We start from the raw sequence: 19,499 nt of genomic DNA, 5'->3' as shown, positions 1-19,499 counted from the left end.
CGGTCACGTTGATCTCGACGGCCGTCATGCCGACGATCTCGGTGATCGCGCGGGCACGGCCGAGCGGACGTCGTCCGCGACGCGCTCGATGCGCTCGGGGTAGTCGACCTGGATCGCGATGTCGGCCGCGACCTCGGTCTCGCCGACCTCGACGCTCACGCCCTGGGCGTAGTCCTGGGCGCCCACTGCCTGGCGGATGTTGCCGATCACACGCGCGGCACCGCCACCGAGGGCGTGGACGCCGGGGACCTCGGCCGCGGCGATGCCGGCGACCTTGGCTACCACCGGGTCGACGATGACGGTCGTGCCGCCGCCGGTGCGGGCATCGGCGGAGAGGGAGGAGTTCTGTGCCATGAGGAGCGTCCTTTCGTCAAGATCCCCGTCCCTGGACGGTGCGGGGTGTTTCGCTATGTGGACGAACCCGGTTCGTGAAACGTCAGGACCCGGGGCTGAAATCCGCTGACAGGAACCACGATGCCCTCTTTGTCCACCGCGACCGACGCGTTCCTCGCGTCGCGCGCGGCCGACGGCGACCAGATGGCGTTCGGTGTCCTGGTGCGGCGTCATGCGCCGTTCCTCGTCGCCTTCGCCACGCGCCTCACCGGGTCGCGTGCGGACGCCGACGACTGCGTGCAGGAGGCCTTGATCACGGCGTGGCGGCGCCTCCCCGATCTCACCGACCCCGAGAAGGTGCGAAGCTGGCTGACGACCATCGTGTCGCGCAAGGCGACGGACCGGCTCCGCTTGCGGAAGATCTCCGATCAGATCGACGAGGAGATGGTCTCGGCGGCCGACGATCCGGAGCGTTCGGCCGTGGCGTCGTCGCAGATGGACGCGCTGAAGAAGGTGCTCGCGGAGATGCCCGAGGAACAGCGCGTGGTCTGGGTGCTGCGCGAGATCGGCGGGCACAGCTACGACGAGATCGCCGTCGAGGTGGGGGAGTCGGCCGCGACCGTCCGCGGCCGCCTGGCCCGGGCGCGCAAGACCGTGTTGGAACGCATGCAGGAGTGGAGGTGACCGGAATGAGCGAGATCGACGACGACATCGGCGGCTCCGGCTACTCGCTGGAAGACCTCTCCGCCTATCTCGACCGCGGACGCACCCCGCGCATCCCCGCGATCGAGCGCAATGCCGAGTGCCAGGCGATCCTCGCCTCGATGGAGCGCATGGGGCGCCTGTCCCGCGAGATCGTCGAGGAGCAGGCGGTGGAGCCTCTCGCCGACTCCTGGTACGACAGCATCATGCGGGAGGTGATGCGCGAGTTCCGCTCCGGACGTGACATCCCCCTGGCACGCACCGAGGACGGCACCGAGATCGTGGTAACCGAGGGTGCGCTCTACGAGCTCATCCGCACGGTGGGCGACGGGATCGAAGGCGTGCTCGTCGGGCGCGTGCGGTTGAACCAGCCCGAACCCGACGCGCCGCTCGACGTGCGCGTCACGGTGAGCGTGCGCTTCGGGCGCGCGATGAACGCCGCCGTCGACGAGATGCGCGACGGCATCCGTTCGGCGATCGAGCGCCACGGCGACCTGAAGGTGGGCCGCGTCGACGTCACCGTCGGCGACGTGCATCTCGACGAGGGGGAAGACGAATGACCCGCATCACCGCAGCCGAGTTGGCACCGCGCATCGACCTGGCCGTCACCGCGGTCGAGGGCGTGCGTGAGTGCTACTCCGCGCGTCCGGTCGTCGCCCGTGCCTTCGAGCACGTCACCGACGTCGAGGGATCGCTGTCCGCCGTGGACGACGCGCCGGGCGCCCGTGCCATCACGGTGTGCATCGGGGTCTCGGCCGACGACGACAGCGCCGCCGTCGCGAAGGCGGTGGCTGTCGCCGCTCGCGGCGCGGGCATCGACGACGAACCGGCGACGGTCCGCGTGCGCGTGGCCCGCCTCGTCGCGCCGGCGACCTGAGCACTCGCTGGACTAACGTCCATCACTGAGGCGTTTCCCGGCCCTGGGTGTGCGAGGCGGAATACGCTGGAGGCACCGCTCACACGCCCCGGAGGCCGTATGTCCACGCCGCCCGTCATCGCCGTCACCGGATCCACCGGCGCCGTGGGAGGCCGCGTCGCCCGCGACCTCGCCGCCCGCGGCATCCCCCAGCGTCTTCTCGTGCGCGATGCCTCGCGGGCGCCGCGTCTGGACGCCGCGGAAGTGCATGTGGCGCGGTATTCCGACGCGGATGCCGCCCGCGCGGCGCTCAAGGGAGTCGAGACGCTGCTCATGGTCTCGGCATCCGAGACCGCCGACCGCGTGGAGCACCACCGCACGTTCGTCGAGGCCGCGGCCGCGGCCGGAGTGCGCTCGATCGTCTACACGTCGTTCCTCGCCGCCGCTCCCGACGCGGTCTTCACGCTGGGGCGCGACCACGCCGCGACCGAGGACATCATCCGCGCGTCGGGCATGGACTTCACCTTTCTGCGCGACAACTTCTACATGGACATGATGGAGCTCTTCGCCGGCGACGACGGGGTCATTCGCGGCCCCGCGGGCGAGGGGCGCTGCTCCCTCGTCTCGCGCTCCGACGTCGCGGCCACGGCCGTCGCGGTGCTGCGCGATCCGGCCGCCCACGCCGGCGTCGCGTACGACCTGACCGGCCCCGAGGCGTTGACCATGGCGGAGGTGGCCGAGAAGATCTCGGCGGTGCGGGGGCATCCCGTGCGCTTCCTCGACGAGACCGTCGATGAGGCCTACGCATCGCGCGCGGCGTTCGGCGCGCCCCGGTGGCAGGTCGACGCGTGGGTGAGCACGTACACCGCCATCGCGAGCGGCGACCTCGCGGCGGTGTCCGCCGACGTCGAGCGCGTCACGGGTCGTCCCGCGCAGAGTTTCGAGGAGTTCCTCGGCGCGGTCGCGTGAGTCCGGCCGCTCGGTCGATCCCGCCGGGTGCGGGCCGGCGTCACGGCTTCCTCCCGGTTCGGGTATGCTGACCGCGTGCTGACCTGTCGCTGTTGTCGCTGAACGCCCCCGCGTTCTCTTTCGACGACCCCGTCAGCCGCGTCCACCCGGGCGCACCCGACCCCTCAGGATGCCATCGTGCGTTACGCCCAGAGCGTCGCCGACCTCGTCGGCAACACCCCCCTCGTCCGTCTCACCCGCGTCACCGGCGGCATCGCCGCCACGGTGCTCGCGAAGATCGAGTACTTCAACCCCGGCGGCTCGGCCAAGGACCGCATCGCCGCGAACATCGTGGATGCCGCCGAGCGCGACGGTCTGCTGCAGCCGGGCGGAGTGATCGTCGAGCCCACCAGCGGCAACACCGGTGTCGGTCTCGCGCTCGTCGCCCAGCAGCGCGGCTATCGCTGCGTCTTCGTCGTCCCCGACAAGGTCGCGGAGGACAAACGCGCGGTGCTTCGCGCCTACGGGGCCGAGGTCGTGGTCACACCCACGAACGTCGAGCCCGACGATCCGGACTCGTACTACAGCGTGTCCGATCGCCTGGTGCGCGAGATCCCGGGTGCGTTCAAGCCCAACCAGTACGCCAACCCGAACGGCCCGCGCAGCCATTACGAGACCACCGGTCCAGAGATCTGGCGCGACACCGACGGGCAGCTGACGCACTTCGTCGCGGGCGTCGGCACGGGCGGCACGATCAGCGGCACCGGCCGATACCTCCGCGAGGTCGCGGGCTCCGCCGTGCGGATCATCGGCGTCGACCCCGTCGGTTCGATCTACTCGGGCGACGACATCCACGGTTACGACGTCGAGGGCGTCGGCGAGGACTTCTGGCCGCCGGCGTTCGACCCCACGCTCGTCGACGCCTACGAGCGCGTCTCCGACGCCGAGTCGTTCGCGATGACCCGCCGCCTCGCCCGCGAGGAGGGGCTGCTCGTCGGCGGCTCGAGCGGTATGGCCGTCGTGGGTGCGCTGCGCGTGGCGCGCGACCTCCCCGCCGACGCGGTGGTGGTCGTGGTGCTGCCCGACCACGGTCGCGGCTACCTCAGCAAGATCTTCGACGACGACTGGATGATCCAGCGGGGCTACGACGTTGCACCCGTGGCATCCGTCATCCCCCCGAGCACCCAGGAGCACTCCGCATGAGCACCCACGACGCCGCCCGCGGCTTCGACAGCCTCGCCGTCCACGCGGGCCAGGCCCCCGACGAGACGACCGGCGCGGTCATCCCGCCCATCCACGTCTCGACGACCTACGCGCAGGACGGCATCGGCGGACTCCGCGGCGGCTACGAGTACGGCCGCAGCGGCAACCCCACGCGCACGGCGCTCGAGACGCAGATCGCCGCACTCGAGGGCGGCGCTCGTGCGCTGTCGTTCGCGTCGGGTCTCGCCGGCGAGGACGCCCTGCTGCGGGCCGCGCTCGTCCCCGGCGACGAGGTGCTGCTCGGCAACGACGTCTATGGCGGCACCTATCGCCTCCTCGCCCGCGTCCTCGGTCCCTGGGGCGTGAAGCTGCGCGTGGTCGACATGAGCGACCTGGATGCCGTGGCATCCGCCATCGCGGAGCGCGCGCCGAAGATGGTCTGGGTCGAGACGCCCAGCAACCCCATGCTGCGCATCACCGATATCGCCGGTCTCGCCCGACTCGGGCACGACGCCGGCGCCCTCGTCGTCGTCGACAACACCTTCGCTTCGCCCGCCCTGCAGCGTCCGCTCTCGCTCGGTGCCGACGTCGTCGTGCACTCGGCGACGAAATACCTCGGCGGCCACAGCGACGTGGTGGGCGGCGCCCTCGCGTTCGCCGACGCCGACCTCGCTGAGAAGGTCCAGTTCCTGCAGTTCGCCGCGGGCGCGGTGTCGGGTCCGTTCGACGCGTACCTGACCACGCGCGGCATCAAGACCCTCGCCGTGCGGATGCAGCGGCACAGCTCGAACGCGCAGGCCGTCGCCGACCACCTGCTCGCGCACGACCGCGTCGCGCAGGTCTACTACCCCGGTCTTCCGTCGCACCCCGGCCACGAGCTGGCCGCACGGCAGATGAGCGGCTTCGGCGGCATCGTCTCGCTCGAGCTCGCCGACGGCGCCGCCGCCCGCCGCTTCGCGGAGTCGACGCGCCTGTTCACCCTCGCCGAGTCGCTCGGCGGCGTCGAGTCGCTGGTCAACTACCCGGATGCCATGACCCACGCGTCCGTGCGCGGGACCGAGCTCGCGGTGCCCGAGACGATCGTGCGCCTGTCGGTCGGCATCGAGTCGGTCGACGACCTCGTCGCCGACGTCGATCAGGCTCTCGCCGCCCTCTGACCGAACGGCGAACCCGGCGACCCGCAAATGCGGGCGCCGGGTTCGTCTTTCCGCGTGAGGCGCCAATTTCTGTCGCCTACGGCTGCCCCGAAGCGACAGAAATCGGCACCTCACGCGGGAGAGGGGGAGGGTCAGCGCTCGGCGCGAGCCAGGTTCTGCTCGAGCTCGGCGCGGGTCTGGCGCACGACGTACGCGGGCTGATCGCGCTCGACGCGCCAGCTCTCGCTGAGGGGTCCGACGTTGACGGTGTCGAAGCCGAACTCGTCGTAGATGCGGGTGACGAGGGCGACGGCCTCGTCGGAGTGGCTCGAGGTGGCCAGGGCGCGGCGGTCGTCGGCGCCCGCGGGTGAGCCGTCCGTGAGGATGTCGGCGGCGGGGATGTGGTTGAACGCCTTGACGACGACCGACTCGGGGAGATGCTCCTGCAGCATCTGCGAGGTGGTCGTCTTCTTGTCGTCGAGGTCGGCGATGTGGCCGTCGCGCTCGAAGTAGTAGTTGTTCGTGTCCAGCACGGTCTTGCCGGTGAGGGGGGCGACGGGGATGGCGCCGATGGCCTTGAGCGGCACGGTCACCACCACGATGTCACCGGCTTCCGCGGCTTCCTGAGCGGTCGCGGCGCGAGCGCGCTCTCCGACCGAGGCGACCAGGTCGCCGAGGGTCTCGGGGCCGCGCGAGTTGGCGATGACCACGTCGTATCCGTGATCCGCGAAGCCCTGCGCGAGAGCCGAACCGATGTTTCCTGCGCCGATGATTCCTACGGTTGTCATGCACGACGCCAACAGCACGAGGGGCGGGGCCATTCCCGGGAGCGGTACCGAGAGATCAGTCGGCTAAATAATTAGCAGTTCTAGATATCAGTGTCAACCGGTGCGGCCGCGGGGAGTGGGGTGTCTATCGTCATTTCTGTCGCACCCTCACGCGAGTGGTCGCAGTCCGGTGTTCGGGTCACCGTCCTGCTGGACCTGTGAGGGCGACGGCCCCCGGTGGACGCGGCTTCGGACCACCGGGGGCCGCTTTCTTTTTCCCGGCGGCCGCGGTCTCCGAGCGGTCGGCAGGGGCGGGGAGGGTGGGAGACTGGAGCCCGTGCCCCCCGAGAACACCCCGGCCGTGATCGGCCGTCCGCCCCGCACCGCCCGCCTCTTCCTCGTCTGCGTCGGGGTCGGACTGCTCGCGGGTCTGATGTCGGGCCTGTTCGGGGTCGGGGGCGGCACGGTCATCGTCCCGCTGCTCGTGCTGCTGCTGGGCTTCGATCAGCGTCTCGCGGCCGGCACCTCGCTCGCGGCGATCGTGCCCACGGCATCCGTCGGGGTCATCACCTACGCCGTCGACGGCCATGTCGCGTGGCTGCCCGCGCTGATCCTCGCCGCGGGCGCCGTCGGCGGGGCGCAGATCGGCACGTGGCTGCTGCCGAAGCTGTCGCAGACGGCGCTGCGGTGGGCGTTCGTGGCCTTCCTCGTCGCGGTCATCGTGAGTCTGTACTTCGTCATCCCCTCGCGCGACGCCGATCTCGTGCTCACCTGGATCACCGGTCCGGGACTCGCGGTGCTCGGCGTGATCACCGGCATCCTGGCGGGGCTGCTCGGGGTCGGCGGTGGCATCATCGTGGTGCCCGCGCTCCTGCTGCTGTTCGGCACGAGTGACCTCGTCGCCAAGGGCACCTCGCTGCTGATGATGATCCCCACGGCCGTGTCGGGAACGGTCGGCAACCTCCGCCGCAAGAACGTCGATCTCGTCGCGGCGGCGTGCGTCGGCGTGGCCGCCTGCGCCACGACCGCTCTGGGTGCGCAGATCGCAAAGGCCGTCGATCCGTTCGTCGCCAACGTGCTGTTCTCGGTCTTCCTCGTCTTCATCGCCTCGCAGATCGCCGTCAAGGCCGTGCGCGGTCGCCACCAGCGCTGAGCGTCCGACACCCCGCCGGCCACGGGCGGTGAGCGTCTGAGAACCGCCGTCGCGCGCCGGCGGTGGGCGTCGCGGTGCGCCGTCGCTCGCGGGCGATGAGGAGCGCGTCCGCGCCGGGAGCGCGGCCGGGCCGGGAGGGCGCGACCACCCGTCGGTAGACTGATCCGGTGCCCGTGAACCCCGAACTGGTCGGCCGAGTCTTCCCGCCGACCGCGCCGTACCTCGTCGGTCGAGAAAAGGTGCGCGAGTTCGCCCGCGCCGTCTTCGCCGACGCCCCGCAGCATTCCGACCCCGAAGCCGCGCGCGCCCTCGGCTACGACGACGTCGTGGCCCCGCCGACCTTCGCGATGGTGGTGCAGGATCTCACGCTCCAGCAGCTGCTGGGCGACCCCGAGTCCGGCATCGAGCTGTCCAGGCTCGTGCACGCGGAACAGCGTTTCCGCTACACCCGCCCGATCGTCGCAGGCGACGAGCTGGTCGCGACGCTGTCGGTCACCGGCATCCGGTCGATGGGCGGCAACGCGATGATCACCAGCGAAGCGGAGATCGTGGATGCCACCGGCGCCCACGTCGTGACGACGACGAGCGTCCTGCTCGCGGGGGAGGCCGGCGCATGAGCGCGTTCACCGTGGGCGAGGTCGTCGCCGAGCGTTCCGTGCATCTCACGCGCGAGTCGCTCGTGCGCTACGCGGGGGCGTCGGGAGACTTCAACCCCATCCACTACCGCGACGATGTCGCGGCGGCCGTCGGCCTCCCGGGCGTCCTCGCGCACGGCATGCTCACGATGGGCATCGCCGTCGGCACGCTCGCCGAGGCGCTGGGCGACAGCGGACGCATCGCCGAGTACGGCGTGCGCTTCACACGCCCGGTCGTCGTCGACCCCGAGACCGGGGCCGACCTGCACGTGAGCGCGAAGGTCGGAGCGGTCGATGACGACATCGCGCGTATCGACCTCACCGTGACGTTCGCCGAGACCACCGTCCTCGGCAAGGCCCAGGTGCGGGTGCGGCTGCACTGATGCCCGAGGTCGCTCCGGTCCCGCTGTCGCAGCTCACCACGCTGCGCACCGGCGGCGAACCCGCCCGTCTCGTCGAGGCGCACACCGCCGACGAGCTGATCTCGGCTCTGCGCGAGGCATGGTCCGTCGGCGAGCCGTGGTTCGTGCTCGGCGGCGGATCCAACCTGTTCGTCGGCGACGAGCCGTTCGACGGTACGGTCATCCGCGTGCGCACGTCCGGCATCGAGGAACTCCCCGGCTCGCGTTCCGAGACCGTCCGGCTGCGGGTGCAGGCAGGGCACGACTGGGACGCCCTCGTCGCCGAGACGGTCGCACGGGGGTACGCCGGCATCGAGGCGATGTCCGGCATCCCGGGCACCGTCGGCGCGGCGCCCGTGCAGAACGTCGGCGCGTACGGGCAGGAGATCGTCCAGACGCTCGTCGAGGTCGAGGTGATCGACGAGGCCACCGGCGAGGTGTCGACCGTCCCGGCGCCCGAGTTGGGCCTGGGCTTCCGCACCTCGGTGCTCAAGCAGCACTACGGCTCGGTGCCCGAGCGCTCCGCTGTCATCCTGTCGGTCACCCTCGAACTCGAGCGCGTCGGCACCGACGAGCGGCCGATCGCGGGGGAGCAGCTGCGCGGCGCCCTCGGACTCGAAGCCGACCAGGCCGTGTCGCTGCGATGGATCCGCGACCACGTCCTCGCCACGCGCGCTCGCAAGGGCATGGTCCTCGACGCCGAAGACCCCGACACCTGGAGCGCCGGTTCGTTCTTCCAGAACGCCATCGTCTCCGAGGCGTTCGCGCGCACCCTCCCCGAGGCGTGCCCGAAGTGGCCGATGGGACCGGCCCTCGATGCGGTGACAGTGATCCCGCTCGCCGCGTTCGACGGCATCCTGCCCCCGCCGCCGGTCGAGAACCGCCAGGTCAAGGTGAGCGCCGCGTGGCTGATCGAGAACGCCGGGCTGTCGCGCGGGTTCCGCTTCCCGCGCTCGCGCGCCGGCCTCTCGACCAAGCACACGCTGGCCCTGACCAACCGCGGCGAGGCGACGGCTGCCGAGATCGCCCAGCTCGCCCGTTTCGTGCAGCAGCGCGTGCAGTCCGAGTTCGGTCTGCTGCTGCAGCCCGAGCCGGTGCTGGTGAACGTCGAGTTGTAGCCCGTCCCCTTCCGCGCGAGTCGCCAGAATCTGTCGCCTGAACGTCCTCCGAAGCGACAAGGTTTGGCATCTCACGCGGATGCGGCGAGCAAACGTCGGATGCGCGCACTGAGCATCGTCGGGTCGTCGAAATCTCGGCGCGTCACGATCGTCGTGCGGTATCCGAGGGGTTCCAGCTCTGCGCGGCGCACCCGGTCGCGGCTCCATTGGTCCGGATCGCGATGGTGATCACCGTCGTATTCGATGATCTGCCGCGCGAACCGATAGAGGAGATCCACCCGTGCGGAGGAGTGCGGCCCGGCGTTCTCGGTCCGACGCGTCGCGACTGGTCGGGATGCCGTGGTGGGGGCCGACCACGTCTTCGAGCGCAACGCGCTCGGTGTGAGCCCGTGCGCCGCGGCCTCGGCGACGGTGAACGCGGCAGTGGGTCCTTCAGGTCGCGCGTGCGCCGGCATCCGTCGATCTTGCCCCACAGCCCGCATCCCGACGCGGACTTATCCCCAGCCGCCTCGCCGGATACGCGCGAGTTGCCAGAAGTTGTCGCTCCGGAGGGCTCGAAGGCGACGAAATCTGGCGACTCGCGCCGGGCTCAGCCGAACAGGCGCTGCAGGCGCTGCACGCCCTCGAGGAGCTGGTCGTCGCCGAGGGCGTACGACAGCCGCAGGTAGCCGCTCGGGCCGAACGCCTCGCCGGGGACCACGGCCACCTCGGCCTGCTCGAGGATCAGGTCGGCGAGCTCGAGCGAGGTGGTCGGCGTGACGCCGCCCCACGAGCGGTTCAGCAGGCCCTGCACGTCGGGGTACACGTAGAACGCGCCGAGCGGGTTGGGCACCTGCACGCCGTCGATCTTCGACAGCTCCGAGACGATCAGCTGCCGGCGGCGGTCGAAGGCGAGGCGGAACTGCTCGGCCTCGTCCTGCGGTCCGGTGAGGGCCTCGGCGGCGGCGATCTGCGCGACGTTGTTGACGTTGCTCGTCAGGTGCGACTGGAGGTTGCCGGCGAGCTTCATGGCATCCGCCGGGCCCACCATCCAGCCCACGCGCCATCCGGTCATGGCGTAGGTCTTCGCGACGCCGTTGACGAGGATGGTCTGCTCGGCGAGCTCGGGCACGGCCTCGACGATCGAGACGGCGCGCACGCCCTCGTAGGTGAGGTTCTGGTAGATCTCGTCGGTGATGACCCAGATGCCGTGCTCGAGCGCCCACCGGCCGATCTCGGCGGTCTCCTCGGCGGTGTAGACCGAGCCGGTCGGGTTCGACGGCGACACGAACACCAGCACGGTGGTCTTCTCGGTGCGCGCGGCCTCGAGCTGGGCGACCGTGACCTTGTAGTCCTGGTCGGCCCCGGCGAACACCTCGACGGGCGTGCCGTCGGCGAGGGCGATGGCCTCGGGGTACGTGGTCCAGTACGGCGCGGGCAGCAGCACCTCGTCGCCGGGGTTCACCACGGTCTGGAACGCCTGGTACACCGACTGCTTGCCGCCGTTTGTCACGATGACCTGCGAGGGCGAGACCTCCAGGCCCGAGTCGCGCAGCGTCTTGGCGGCGATCGCCTCGCGCAGCACCGGCAGGCCGGCGGCGGGGGTGTAGCGGTAGTTCTTGCGATCCTGCAGCGCCTTCGCCGCGGCATCCACGATGAACGACGGGGTCGCGAAGTCGGGCTCGCCGGCCGCGTACGAGATGACGGGACGGCCGGCGGCCTGGAGGGCCTTGGCCTTCGCGTCGACCTTCAGGGTCGCGGACTCGGCGATGGCGGAGAGCTTGCGGGAGAGCGGGGCGCGGGAAGTCACGAGTCAGAGCCTAGTGTTTCCGCGCTTCGGCCCCCAGGGTCATGACGGCCAGGGACCCCACACCAGCGCCGCCGGGACGAGCATCAGGATGCCGAGCACCAGCGCCGCGATCGACCACTCCCGCCGACCCGCACGGCGTGCGGCGACGATCAGACCGACCACGGCGAGCAGGAGGACGACGACGGCGTCGAGCACGAGGAGCGGGAGCAGCACGATGCCCAGCCACCAGATCGCGTTCATCGCGGGGATGAGGCCGACCAGGAACACCGCGATCGTCGGCAGGAGCACGACGGCCGACACGCACACGGCGATGATGCCGAGCACATCGGCGGGGCGGCGGACGGCGACCGGCGGGGGCGTCATGCGGTCAGGCTACCGTCGGTCGGAACACGAAACACGGGTCGATTAGCGTGGCGTGGTGACCGCTCAGACCGCCACGCCCCTGCGCTCCCGTCGACGCGGATTCGCGACCCTCGCGCGACTGGGGATCGCGACCCTCATCGTCGGCGTGACCACGGGTCTCGCGGTGCTCCTGCTCGTGTGGATCGTGCACAGCCTCGAGCACCTCGTGTGGGGCGACGAGGAGGGGCCGTTCCTCGACGGCCTCGCCTACCCCGGGACCTGGTGGCTGCCGATCGTCACGGTCGGCGGCGCGGGCGTGATCGCCGCCGTCGGCTGGTACCTGCTGCGCCGCTTCGGGCGCAAGCTCGCCACGGTCGAGCAGGGCGTCGACGGAGCCCGGATGCCGTGGTGGGAGACGCTCGCCGACACCGTCATCCAGGTGGGCTCGGTCGCCATGGGGGCGTCCATCGGCAAAGAGGTCGCCCCCCGCGAGCTGTCGGCGATGGCGAGCTCCAAGGTCGTGCGGTGGTTCGGCCTCGACGCGCGGTGGTGCCGCATCCTCATCGCCTCGGCCGCGGGGGCGGGTCTCGCCGCCGTCTACAACGTGCCGCTGGCGGGCGCCCTCTTCGCCGTGGAGATCCTGCTCGCGCAGCTCAGCGTGGGCGCGGCGGTCGTGGCGCTGACGGTCAGCACCATCGCGACCCTCGTCGCACGGCCGCTCGTGGGAGACGGTTCGCTCTACTCGGTGGGCTCGGTCGAGGTGAACGCGTCGCTCATCGTCGCCGCGATCCTCATCGGGCCGCTCATGGGGTGGGGGGCGACGAGCTTCGCCGCGGTGACGAAGAAGCTCGCCCGCTTCCGTCCCGAGGGGTGGAAGCTGCTCGTCGCTCTGCCCGTGACCTTCACCGCCGTGGGCGCGCTCGGGGCGGCCTTCCCGCTCATCCTCGGCAACGGGCGCGCCCTCGCCACCGCCGGCTTCGACCTGTCGCAGCCCGCGCTGCTGCTCATCGCGCTCGCCGTGCTCAAGTACGTCGCGACCGCAGTGTCGCTGGGATCGGGCGCGATCGGCGGCACGCTGCAGCCCTCGGTCGCGATCGGCGCGGCCCTCGGGGCCGCGGCGGCGGCCGGGTGGGCGTTCGTGTGGCCCGGTGCCGACGGCACGGCGCTCGCGATCGTCGCGGCGGCGGCGTTCCTGGCCTCCAACATGCGGGCTCCGTTCACCGCGATCGCCCTCATCATCGAGTTCACGAACACCGGCTTCGACCTGCTGCTGCCGATCTTCCTCGCCGTCGCGGGGTCGCTCGCAGCGTCCAAGCTCACGTCGCGCGAGAGCCTGCGCCCGTTCGCGCCGATCGACCCGGCGCGGCCCTGACGGCGGGGCCGCGGCAGGGGGAGGCGCGCGGGGGTCGAGTCGTCAGCTGACGCGCGGCGGGCGAGCGGCACTCGCGCGCGTCCCCGATGGCGGGAGCCACCGGCCGCGGCAGGCCCCGCGGACACGGGTGAGGGGCCGAGGCTCGTGGCCCCGGCCCCTCGGCATCCGGTCAGTCCAGGTACTTCGCGTACGCGGGCAGGGTCAGGAACGCCGGGAACTCCTCGCGCAGCGCGACCTCGCGGAACACCGCGGCGGCGTCGTCGAACCGGTCGCCGTCTGCGCGGGGCGCGTCGGCGAGCACGTCCTGCACCAGCGCCTCCACGTAGTCACGGGTGATCGGCGTGCCCTCGGCGGTGGCGTGGTCCTGGTGGATCCACTGCCAGATCTGCGAGCGCGAGATCTCGGCCGTGGCGGCGTCCTCCATGAGGTCGTCGATCGCGACCGCGCCCAGGCCCCGCAGCCACGCCTCGATGTATCGGATCGCCACCGACACGTTGCCGCGCACGCCCGCGGCGGTCGCGGGGCGTCCGATACGCACGTCGAGCAGGTCGGCCGGTTCGACCGACACCTCCTCGTGGGTCCGAGCGAGCTGGTTGGGCTCCTCGCCGAGCACCGCGTCGAACTCGGCGCGCGCCACGGGGATGAGGTCGGGATGAGCCACCCAGGTGCCGTCGAAGCCGTCACGGGCCTCGCGCCGCTTGTCGGCGGCGACCTTCTCGAAGGCGGCCTCGGTCACGTCCGGGCGGCGCCGGTTGGGGATGAAGGCGCTCATGCCGCCGATCGCGTAGGCGCCCCGCTTGTGACAGGTCTGCACGAGCAGTTCGGTGTAGGCCCGCATGAACGGCACCGTCATCGTGACCTCGCTGCGGTCGGGGAGGACGAACCGCGCCCCGCGCCCCCGGTAGGTCTTGATGATCGAGAAGATGTAGTCCCAGCGCCCGGCGTTCAGGCCCGCGCAGTGGTCGCGGAGGGCGAAGAGGATCTCTTCCATCTCGAACGCCGCCGGCAGCGTCTCGATGAGCACGGTCGCGCGAATCGTGCCGTGCGTCAGGCCCAGGCGCTCCTCGGTGAACGAGAACACGTCGTCCCACAACCGCGCCTCCTCGGCCGACTCGATCTTCGGCAGGTAGAAGTACGGCCCCCGGCCCGCGGTGATCAGAGCGTGCGCGTTGTGGAACACGTAGAGCCCGTAGTCGACGAGCGATCCGGATGCCGGCAGCTCCCGGCCCGCACGATCGACGAACGTCACGTGCTTCTCGGGCAGGTGCCAGCCGCGGGGGCGCATCACGATCGTCGGGGTGCGATCGGCGGTGACCTCGTAGCGCTTGCCCTCGGGGCTCGTGAACGACAGCTGCCCGCGGATCGCGTCGAACAGCGACAGCTGTCCGCCGATGACGTTGCGCCAGGTGGGGCTCGTGGCGTCCTCCTGGTCGGCCAGCCACACGCGCGCGCCGGAGTTGAGTGCGTTGACCGTCATCTTCGGATCGGTGGGTCCGGTGATCTCGACGCGGCGGTCCTCCAGGCCGGGGCCGGCACCCGCCACGCGCCACGACGGGTCGTCGCGGATGTGAGCGGTGTCGGCGCGGAAGTGCGGGTCGTCGCCCGTGCCGATCTCGAATCGACGACGCAAGCGCGCGGCCAGTCGGTCGTGCCGGCGGCGGGCGAAGCGGTCGTGCAGCTCGGTGAGGAATGCGATCGCCGCGGGTGTGAGGATCTCGGCGTCCCGTCCGTCGAGGGGGCGCTCGAGACGCAGGTGCGGCACGGATGTCGAGGGGCTCGGCATCCGGGACCTGTCGGTATGCGTGCGGGGACCGGTCGTCATGGTCGGCGGGGTCGCGGTGCTGGGTGAGCGAGAGGTGTCGATGAGGGTCATGGTTCTGGCTTTCTGTGCGTTGCTCCCCTTCCGTGCCGTCCGCCGCCCGTTGCGCGAAACGCGACGCGCGGTGCGTGCCGTGCGTGCCGTGCGTGCCGAGCTGAGTGTCCAAGACACCCGGACGGATCCTGAAAGTGTCCGGGTGTTTTGGACACTCAAGCCGGGGCCGGGGCCGGGGCCGGGGCCGGGGCCGGGGCGGGGCGGGGGCGGGGGTGGGGCGGGGGCGGGAGAGCGAGGCGGGAAGGGTCAGTGGAACTGGGCCGTCTCCGTCGAGCCGGCGAGGGCGAGGGTCGCGCTGTCGGGGTTGAGCGCGGTCGAGACGACGTCGAAGTAGCCGGTGCCCGCTTCGCGCTGGTGGCGCGTGGCGGTGTACCCGTCGGCTTCGGCGGCGAACTCGGCCTCCTGCAGCTCGACGTACGCGCTCATGGCGCGCTCTGCGTAGCCGCGGGCGAGTTCGAACATCGAGTGGTTCACGGCGTGGAAGCCGGCCAGCGTGATGAACTGGAAGGCGTAGCCGAGCGCGGCCAGGTCGGCCTGGAACGTGGCGATCTGCCCGTCGTCGAGGTGGCGCTTCCAGTTGAAGCTCGGCGAGCAGTTGTAGGCGAGCTTCTTGCCCGGGTAGCGGGCGTGGATCGCCTCGGCGAAGGCGCGGGCGAGCTCGATGTCGGGCTCGCCGGTCTCCACCCACAGCAGGTCGGCGTAGGGGGCGAAGGCGAGGCCGCGCGCGATGACCGACTCCAGGCCGGGGCGCACGCGGTGGAAGCCCTCGGTCGTGCGCTCGCCGGTGAGGAACCCGGCATCCCTCGGGTCGACGTCGCTGGTGAGCAGGTCGGCGGCCAGCGCATCGGTGCGGGCGATGATCACCGTCGACACCCCCGCGACGTCGGCCGCGAGCCGCGCGGCGTTCAGCGTGCGGATGTGCTGCTGGATCGGCACGAGCACCTTGCCGCCGAGGTGCCCGCACTTCTTCTCGCTCGCGAGCTGATCCTCCCAATGGATGCCGGCTGCCCCCGCCGCGATGAGCGACTGCGCGAGTTCGTAGGCGTTGAGCGGACCGCCGAAACCGGCCTCGGCGTCGGCGACGATCGGCGCGAGCCAGTCGCGGGTGACCTCGCCCTCGGCGTGCTCGATCTGGTCCTGGCGCAGGAGGGCGTTGTTGATGCGGCGGACGACCGCCGGCACGCTGTTGGCCGGGTAGAGGCTCTGGTCGGGGTAGGTCTGGCCCGCGAGGTTGCCGTCGGCGGCGACCTGCCAGCCGCTGAGGTAGATGGCCTTGAGGCCGGCGCGCACCTGCTGCACCGCCTGACCGCCGGTGTAGGCGCCGAGGGCGCGGATGTACTCCTCGGTGTGGAGGAGGTTCCACAGGTTCTCGGCCCCGCGCCGGGCGAGCGTGGACTCCTCGCGGACGCTCCCGCGGAGGCGGACGACGTCTTCGGCCGCGTACGTGCGCTCGATGCCGTCCCAGCGGGGATCGTTCTCCCACGCGGCGCGGATCTCATCGGCGGTCTCGGTCTGGTCGCCGGGGCGCAGGGGGTGCGAGGCGGGGGTGGCCTGGATCGTCATGTCGTCCTCCTTCGTGTGCCGGGGCGTCGGTGCCCCGTGGAGACCACTGTCGATGAAAAACAGGGCCTGAAAACGGGATTCATCATGTGAAGATCGCGCGATCTTCTGTCGGTGTGAGAACCTTCCGCTATGGACACCGGCGTCTCCATCCCCGCGGCTCCCCTCCCGTCCGACCATGAAGAGGTGGACACCCTCACCATCGGTCGGCGCATCCGGCAGCTGCGCGCCGCGCGCGGCATGACCCTCGACGACCTCGCGACCGCCGTCGGGCGCGCGCCGAGCCAGATGTCGATGATCGAGAACGGCCGGCGCGAGGCGAAGCTCACGCTGCTGCAGGCGATCGCCCGCGCGCTCGAGTGCAAGCTCGACCAGCTGCTGGATGCCGAGCCCCTCGACGCGCGCGCGACCCTCGAGCTCTCCGTGGAACGCGCCATGCGCGGGCAGACGTTCCAAGCCCTCGGGATCGCCCCCTTCCGCGTGGGCCGGTCGGTCCCCGACGAAGCGCTCGCCGCGATGCTCGCGCTGCAGGCCGAGATCGAGCGTCTGCGCGAGGAGCGCTCCGCGACCCCGGAGGAAGCGCGGCGGGCCAACGTCGCCCTCCGTCGGCTCATGCGCACGCAGGACAACCACTTCCCGGAGCTCGAGCGCGTGGCATCCGGCATCCTCGAGGCGATCGAGCACCCGGGCGGACCTCTCACGCAGCGCGGAGCGAGCGACATCGCCGCCCACCTCGGCTTCACGCTGCACTACGTGCCCGACCTGCCGTCGTCGACGCGGAGCATCGCGGATGCCAGGAACGGCCGGCTCTACCTCTCCACCACCGTCGCGAAGGGCGACCCGCGCGCCGCGGTGCTGCAGGCGCTGTCGAGCCGGATCCTCGGTCACGGCGAGCCGACGAGCTACGACGAGTTCCTGCGCCAGCGCGTCGAGACCAACTACCTCACCGGCGCGCTGCTCATGCCCGAGTCGCACGTCGTTCCGGCGCTGCGTGAGGCGAAGGAGCGGCGCACACTCAGCATCGAAGACCTCCGCGACGCCTACTCGGTGTCGTACGAGACCGCCGCGCACCGCTTCACCAATCTCGCGACGGTGCACCTCGGCATCCCGGTGCACTTCTTGAAGGTGCACGAGTCGGGGACCATCACGAAGGCGTACGAGAACGACGACGTGAACTTCCCCACCGACCGCCTGGGTTCGATCGAGGGGCAGATGTGCTGCCGGCGGTGGACGAGCCGCGTGGTCTTCGACGAGCACGACCGCTTCAACCCGTACTACCAGTACACCGACACGGGCAACGGCACCTACTGGTGCACCGCGCGCGTGGAGCAGTCGAGCGAGGGCGCGCACTCGGTGAGCGTGGGGGTGCGGTTCGACGACACGAAGTGGTTCCGCGGGCGCGACACGCCCAACCGCGGCGTCTCGCGGCACGCCGTCGAGGCGTGCTGCCGCCGAGCCCCCGCCGCCCTCGAGAACGCCTGGCGCGGGCAGGCCTGGCCGAACGTCCGCACGCCCCGGACCCTGCTCGCCACCCTGCCGACGGGGTCGTTCCCCGGAGTGGACACGACGGAGATGTACGAGTTCCTGGAGGCGCACGCGCCGGCGGAGGAGGGCGGGCGTCGATGACACCGACCGGGCCGCAGGCGGACCGGCCGCGGAGACGATGCCGTGCGGCGGCGAGGTCACCCGCCGTTGTGAGCGCGCCCCCCGCCCGGCCCTACCCCGCCAGCCGCAGCGCCGTCCACAGCTCCGCGCGCGCGGCGAACGACGACAGGTCCTTCCCGAGCACGCGCTGCGCGAGGGCGATGCGCGCCCGCACCGTGTGGCGATGGATGCCGAGCGCCGCTGCCGTCGCCTCGTGCGAGCAGTCGTGGGCGAGCCACGCGTCGAGGGTGTCGACCAGTGCCGATCCCTCGGTCTCATCGTGTCGACGCAGGGGAGCCAGCGCTCCCGCCGCGACCGTGCGCGCGGCCTCCGAATCCAACGCCGAGAGGAGCCCTGCCCGGGCGGTGTCGGCGAAGTCCGCCAGGCCGGCGTCCTCCGAACGGTCGCGCGCCGTTCGAGCCTGGGTCAGCGCGCGAGAGAACGTGTCGTACCCGGTGGGGGCCGAGCAGCCGACGACGAGCTCGAAGCGGGCGGCGATCTCAGTAAGGCTCTCCCGGGCGCCCGCCGGCACCACGAGAACCAGGCCGTCGTCGCCGCGGCCGAAGAAGAGCTCGCCCCGCCCCTCCTGCGCGCGCGTCTCGAGCCATTCCGAGAGCGCCGTCGAGCGCATCGCCGTCGCGGCGGTCACCCCCACGATGACCGGCGCGGTCGGCAGCGGACCGAACAGGTCGCGCGCCGAGCGTCGCGCGAGGGTCGGGTCGTCCGTCGAAAGCGACTGGACGAGGCCGGCGCGGAAGGTCCCGATGGCGCGACCCAGGCCGTCCTGCTGCTCCAGGGCGAGGGCGGCCATCGCGACGACGGCGGTCACGACGCTGCGGGCCTCGTGGTCGAGGTCGGAGGCCTCGATCGCCAGGGCGCCGCGCAGGTGCCCTCCGCGTCCGAGCGTCTGGACGCTCACGGCGCGGTCGCCGGCGGTCAGCGCTCCGGCCGCGCGCGTGCCGCGGCGGAGCATCGTCGTGACCTCGGCGGCGAGGGCGTCGGCGGTGGCGACGGGCAAGGCGCCCGCGGGGAAGGCGGTGCGCAGCGCACCCGCCGCGTCGTACAACCCCACCCAGCAATCGAGCTGCCGCGAGAGCTCGGCGAGGGTGGCCGACAGGCCGTCGGGCCGCAGGGCCGCGAGCGACACCGCGCGCTGCGCCGCGAGAGACCAGCTGCGACGCGCATAGGCGTCGGCCGCGATCGCCTCGGCACCCGCGCGCGCGACGGCGATGAAGGGGGTGCGGTACGGCACCTCGAACAGCGGCATCCCGGCCCGCCGGCACGCGTCGACCAGGGGAGCGGGGATGCCGTCGCGCACGACCTCCGTGCCGAATCCGAGGCCCTGCACGCCCCGCGCGAGCAGACGTCCGACGTAGGCCTCGTAGTCCGCGGCGGTCGCCTCGGCGAACTGGGTGCCCGTGGTCAGCAGGACGAGGCCTTCGCTGAGGAACGGCGTCGGATCGGCGAGGTCGCTCGAGTGCACCCATCGCACGGGGCGATCCAAGATGCCGGGAGCCAGGTCGTCGTCGGCGACGAGTCGCAGGTGCAGGTCGCGTCGGGACAGGAGGGCGCGCAGGCTCGGTGGGGCGGGGGCGGTGTCGGCCATCACATCTCCTGTACGACTCGTATACGACGGCGCCTGCGACTGTACAGGCAGGAGAGTGCGG

20 protein-coding genes are annotated in these 19,499 nt (G+C 71.6%); 12 read left to right on the top strand and 8 right to left on the bottom strand.

Annotated elements, in window-relative coordinates:
• Nucleotides 1-24: 24 nt before the first annotated feature.
• Nucleotides 25-354 (bottom strand): Asp23/Gls24 family envelope stress response protein, encoded by a 330-nt coding sequence (locus B0B15_RS14455; protein WP_076677252.1) that lies wholly within the window; start codon nt 352-354, stop codon nt 25-27.
• A gap of 120 nt (nt 355-474) precedes the next feature.
• Here B0B15_RS14455 and B0B15_RS14450 point away from each other — a divergent pair, with 120 nt between their 5' ends.
• The 6 genes from B0B15_RS14450 (at nt 475) to B0B15_RS14425 (ending at nt 5,199) form a co-directional block, all read left to right on the top strand.
• Complete coding sequence (locus tag B0B15_RS14450; RefSeq protein WP_076677250.1) at nt 475-1,017, top strand: RNA polymerase sigma factor; 543 nt, start codon at nt 475-477, stop codon at nt 1,015-1,017.
• A 5-nt stretch (nt 1,018-1,022) separates the two neighbouring features.
• Nucleotides 1,023-1,595, top strand: a complete 573-nt coding sequence (locus B0B15_RS14445; protein WP_143016372.1) for an Asp23/Gls24 family envelope stress response protein — start codon at nt 1,023-1,025, stop codon at nt 1,593-1,595.
• On the top strand, nt 1,592-1,912 hold the full coding sequence (locus B0B15_RS16545) for a hypothetical protein (RefSeq protein WP_076677245.1): 321 nt from the start codon (nt 1,592-1,594) through the stop codon (nt 1,910-1,912). Before B0B15_RS14445 ends, B0B15_RS16545 begins: the two co-directional genes overlap by 4 nt.
• Nucleotides 1,913-2,011: 99 nt before the next feature.
• Nucleotides 2,012-2,860, top strand: coding sequence for an SDR family oxidoreductase (locus B0B15_RS14435; protein WP_076677243.1), 849 nt, complete (start codon nt 2,012-2,014; stop codon nt 2,858-2,860).
• A gap of 177 nt (nt 2,861-3,037) precedes the next feature.
• A complete protein-coding gene (locus B0B15_RS14430; protein ID WP_076677241.1) occupies nt 3,038-4,042 on the top strand; it encodes a pyridoxal-phosphate dependent enzyme in 1,005 nt (334 codons plus the stop codon).
• Nucleotides 4,039-5,199, top strand: a complete 1,161-nt coding sequence (locus B0B15_RS14425; RefSeq protein WP_076677238.1) for a cystathionine gamma-synthase — start codon at nt 4,039-4,041, stop codon at nt 5,197-5,199. The genes B0B15_RS14430 and B0B15_RS14425 overlap by 4 nt, the downstream gene beginning before the upstream one ends.
• Before the next feature lie 131 nt (nt 5,200-5,330).
• Here the strand turns inward: B0B15_RS14425 and B0B15_RS14420 are convergent, their stop codons facing one another.
• Nucleotides 5,331-5,966, bottom strand: coding sequence for an NADPH-dependent F420 reductase (locus tag B0B15_RS14420; RefSeq protein ID WP_076677707.1), 636 nt, complete (start codon nt 5,964-5,966; stop codon nt 5,331-5,333).
• A 316-nt stretch (nt 5,967-6,282) separates the two neighbouring features.
• On the opposite strand from B0B15_RS14420, the gene B0B15_RS14415 reads away from it, so the two are divergent.
• The 4 genes from B0B15_RS14415 (at nt 6,283) to B0B15_RS14400 (ending at nt 9,252) form a co-directional block, all read left to right on the top strand.
• Nucleotides 6,283-7,098 (top strand): sulfite exporter TauE/SafE family protein, encoded by an 816-nt coding sequence (locus B0B15_RS14415; RefSeq protein WP_371113259.1) that lies wholly within the window; start codon nt 6,283-6,285, stop codon nt 7,096-7,098.
• Nucleotides 7,099-7,265: 167 nt separating this feature from the next.
• Nucleotides 7,266-7,715 (top strand): FAS1-like dehydratase domain-containing protein, encoded by a 450-nt coding sequence (locus tag B0B15_RS14410; protein WP_076677236.1) that lies wholly within the window; start codon nt 7,266-7,268, stop codon nt 7,713-7,715.
• Nucleotides 7,712-8,116, top strand: a complete 405-nt coding sequence (locus B0B15_RS14405; protein ID WP_076677234.1) for a MaoC/PaaZ C-terminal domain-containing protein — start codon at nt 7,712-7,714, stop codon at nt 8,114-8,116. The genes B0B15_RS14410 and B0B15_RS14405 overlap by 4 nt, the downstream gene beginning before the upstream one ends.
• The gene (locus B0B15_RS14400; RefSeq protein WP_076677232.1) at nt 8,116-9,252 is read left to right on the top strand and encodes a UDP-N-acetylmuramate dehydrogenase; all 1,137 of its coding nucleotides are present in this window, start codon (nt 8,116-8,118) and stop codon (nt 9,250-9,252) included. Before B0B15_RS14405 ends, B0B15_RS14400 begins: the two co-directional genes overlap by 1 nt.
• Nucleotides 9,253-9,323: 71 nt before the next feature.
• Here the strand turns inward: B0B15_RS14400 and B0B15_RS14395 are convergent, their stop codons facing one another.
• The 3 genes from B0B15_RS14395 to B0B15_RS14385 form a co-directional block, all read right to left on the bottom strand.
• On the bottom strand, nt 9,324-9,707 hold the full coding sequence (locus tag B0B15_RS14395; protein WP_076677230.1) for a PDDEXK family nuclease: 384 nt from the start codon (nt 9,705-9,707) through the stop codon (nt 9,324-9,326).
• 134 nt (nt 9,708-9,841) lie between these two features.
• Entirely contained in the window at nt 9,842-11,041 is a 1,200-nt protein-coding gene (locus B0B15_RS14390; protein ID WP_076677228.1) for a pyridoxal phosphate-dependent aminotransferase, read from the bottom strand.
• A gap of 39 nt (nt 11,042-11,080) precedes the next feature.
• Complete coding sequence (locus B0B15_RS14385; RefSeq protein ID WP_076677225.1) at nt 11,081-11,404, bottom strand: hypothetical protein; 324 nt, start codon at nt 11,402-11,404, stop codon at nt 11,081-11,083.
• A 55-nt stretch (nt 11,405-11,459) separates the two neighbouring features.
• On the opposite strand from B0B15_RS14385, the gene B0B15_RS14380 reads away from it, so the two are divergent.
• The gene (locus B0B15_RS14380; RefSeq protein WP_076677701.1) at nt 11,460-12,755 is read left to right on the top strand and encodes a chloride channel protein; all 1,296 of its coding nucleotides are present in this window, start codon (nt 11,460-11,462) and stop codon (nt 12,753-12,755) included.
• Nucleotides 12,756-12,924: 169 nt separating this feature from the next.
• On the opposite strand, the gene aceB is transcribed toward B0B15_RS14380, so the two are convergent.
• Both aceB and aceA read right to left on the bottom strand, forming a co-directional pair.
• Nucleotides 12,925-14,538, bottom strand: coding sequence for a malate synthase A (gene aceB, locus B0B15_RS14375; protein WP_076677223.1), 1,614 nt, complete (start codon nt 14,536-14,538; stop codon nt 12,925-12,927).
• Nucleotides 14,539-14,874: 336 nt separating this feature from the next.
• Nucleotides 14,875-16,191 (bottom strand): isocitrate lyase, encoded by a 1,317-nt coding sequence (gene aceA / locus B0B15_RS14370; protein WP_076677221.1) that lies wholly within the window; start codon nt 16,189-16,191, stop codon nt 14,875-14,877.
• A 129-nt stretch (nt 16,192-16,320) separates the two neighbouring features.
• Between aceA and B0B15_RS14365 the strand changes: the two genes are divergently transcribed.
• Complete coding sequence (locus B0B15_RS14365; protein WP_076677219.1) at nt 16,321-17,814, top strand: helix-turn-helix transcriptional regulator; 1,494 nt, start codon at nt 16,321-16,323, stop codon at nt 17,812-17,814.
• 91 nt (nt 17,815-17,905) lie between these two features.
• Here the strand turns inward: B0B15_RS14365 and B0B15_RS14360 are convergent, their stop codons facing one another.
• Nucleotides 17,906-19,438 (bottom strand): PucR family transcriptional regulator, encoded by a 1,533-nt coding sequence (locus B0B15_RS14360; RefSeq protein ID WP_076677698.1) that lies wholly within the window; start codon nt 19,436-19,438, stop codon nt 17,906-17,908.
• Nucleotides 19,439-19,499: the final 61 nt, after the last annotated feature.

The organism is Microbacterium sp. RU1D, assembly GCF_900156435.1.
GTDB lineage: Bacteria > Actinomycetota > Actinomycetes > Actinomycetales > Microbacteriaceae > Microbacterium.
Note: the sequence above shows the minus strand (reverse complement) of the source record. Positions and strands in the feature narration are given on the sequence as shown.

What these genes read in the sequence shown, in the direction of transcription:
- B0B15_RS14455 (WP_076677252.1), bottom strand. Translation starts at nt 354, where the DNA reads ATGGCACAGAACTCCTCCCTCTCCGCCGATGCCCGCACCGGCGGCGGC.
- B0B15_RS14450 (WP_076677250.1), top strand. Translation starts at nt 475, where the DNA reads ATGCCCTCTTTGTCCACCGCGACCGACGCGTTCCTCGCGTCGCGCGCG.
- B0B15_RS14445 (WP_143016372.1), top strand. Translation starts at nt 1,023, where the DNA reads ATGAGCGAGATCGACGACGACATCGGCGGCTCCGGCTACTCGCTGGAA.
- B0B15_RS16545 (WP_076677245.1), top strand. Translation starts at nt 1,592, where the DNA reads ATGACCCGCATCACCGCAGCCGAGTTGGCACCGCGCATCGACCTGGCC.
- B0B15_RS14435 (WP_076677243.1), top strand. Translation starts at nt 2,012, where the DNA reads ATGTCCACGCCGCCCGTCATCGCCGTCACCGGATCCACCGGCGCCGTG.
- B0B15_RS14425 (WP_076677238.1), top strand. Translation starts at nt 4,039, where the DNA reads ATGAGCACCCACGACGCCGCCCGCGGCTTCGACAGCCTCGCCGTCCAC.
- B0B15_RS14420 (WP_076677707.1), bottom strand. Translation starts at nt 5,966, where the DNA reads ATGACAACCGTAGGAATCATCGGCGCAGGAAACATCGGTTCGGCTCTC.
- B0B15_RS14405 (WP_076677234.1), top strand. Translation starts at nt 7,712, where the DNA reads ATGAGCGCGTTCACCGTGGGCGAGGTCGTCGCCGAGCGTTCCGTGCAT.
- B0B15_RS14400 (WP_076677232.1), top strand. Translation starts at nt 8,116, where the DNA reads ATGCCCGAGGTCGCTCCGGTCCCGCTGTCGCAGCTCACCACGCTGCGC.
- B0B15_RS14395 (WP_076677230.1), bottom strand. Translation starts at nt 9,707, where the DNA reads ATGCCGGCGCACGCGCGACCTGAAGGACCCACTGCCGCGTTCACCGTC.
- B0B15_RS14385 (WP_076677225.1), bottom strand. Translation starts at nt 11,404, where the DNA reads ATGACGCCCCCGCCGGTCGCCGTCCGCCGCCCCGCCGATGTGCTCGGC.
- aceB (WP_076677223.1), bottom strand. Translation starts at nt 14,538, where the DNA reads ATGCCGAGCCCCTCGACATCCGTGCCGCACCTGCGTCTCGAGCGCCCC.
- aceA (WP_076677221.1), bottom strand. Translation starts at nt 16,191, where the DNA reads ATGACGATCCAGGCCACCCCCGCCTCGCACCCCCTGCGCCCCGGCGAC.
- B0B15_RS14365 (WP_076677219.1), top strand. Translation starts at nt 16,321, where the DNA reads ATGGACACCGGCGTCTCCATCCCCGCGGCTCCCCTCCCGTCCGACCAT.
- B0B15_RS14360 (WP_076677698.1), bottom strand. Translation starts at nt 19,438, where the DNA reads ATGGCCGACACCGCCCCCGCCCCACCGAGCCTGCGCGCCCTCCTGTCC.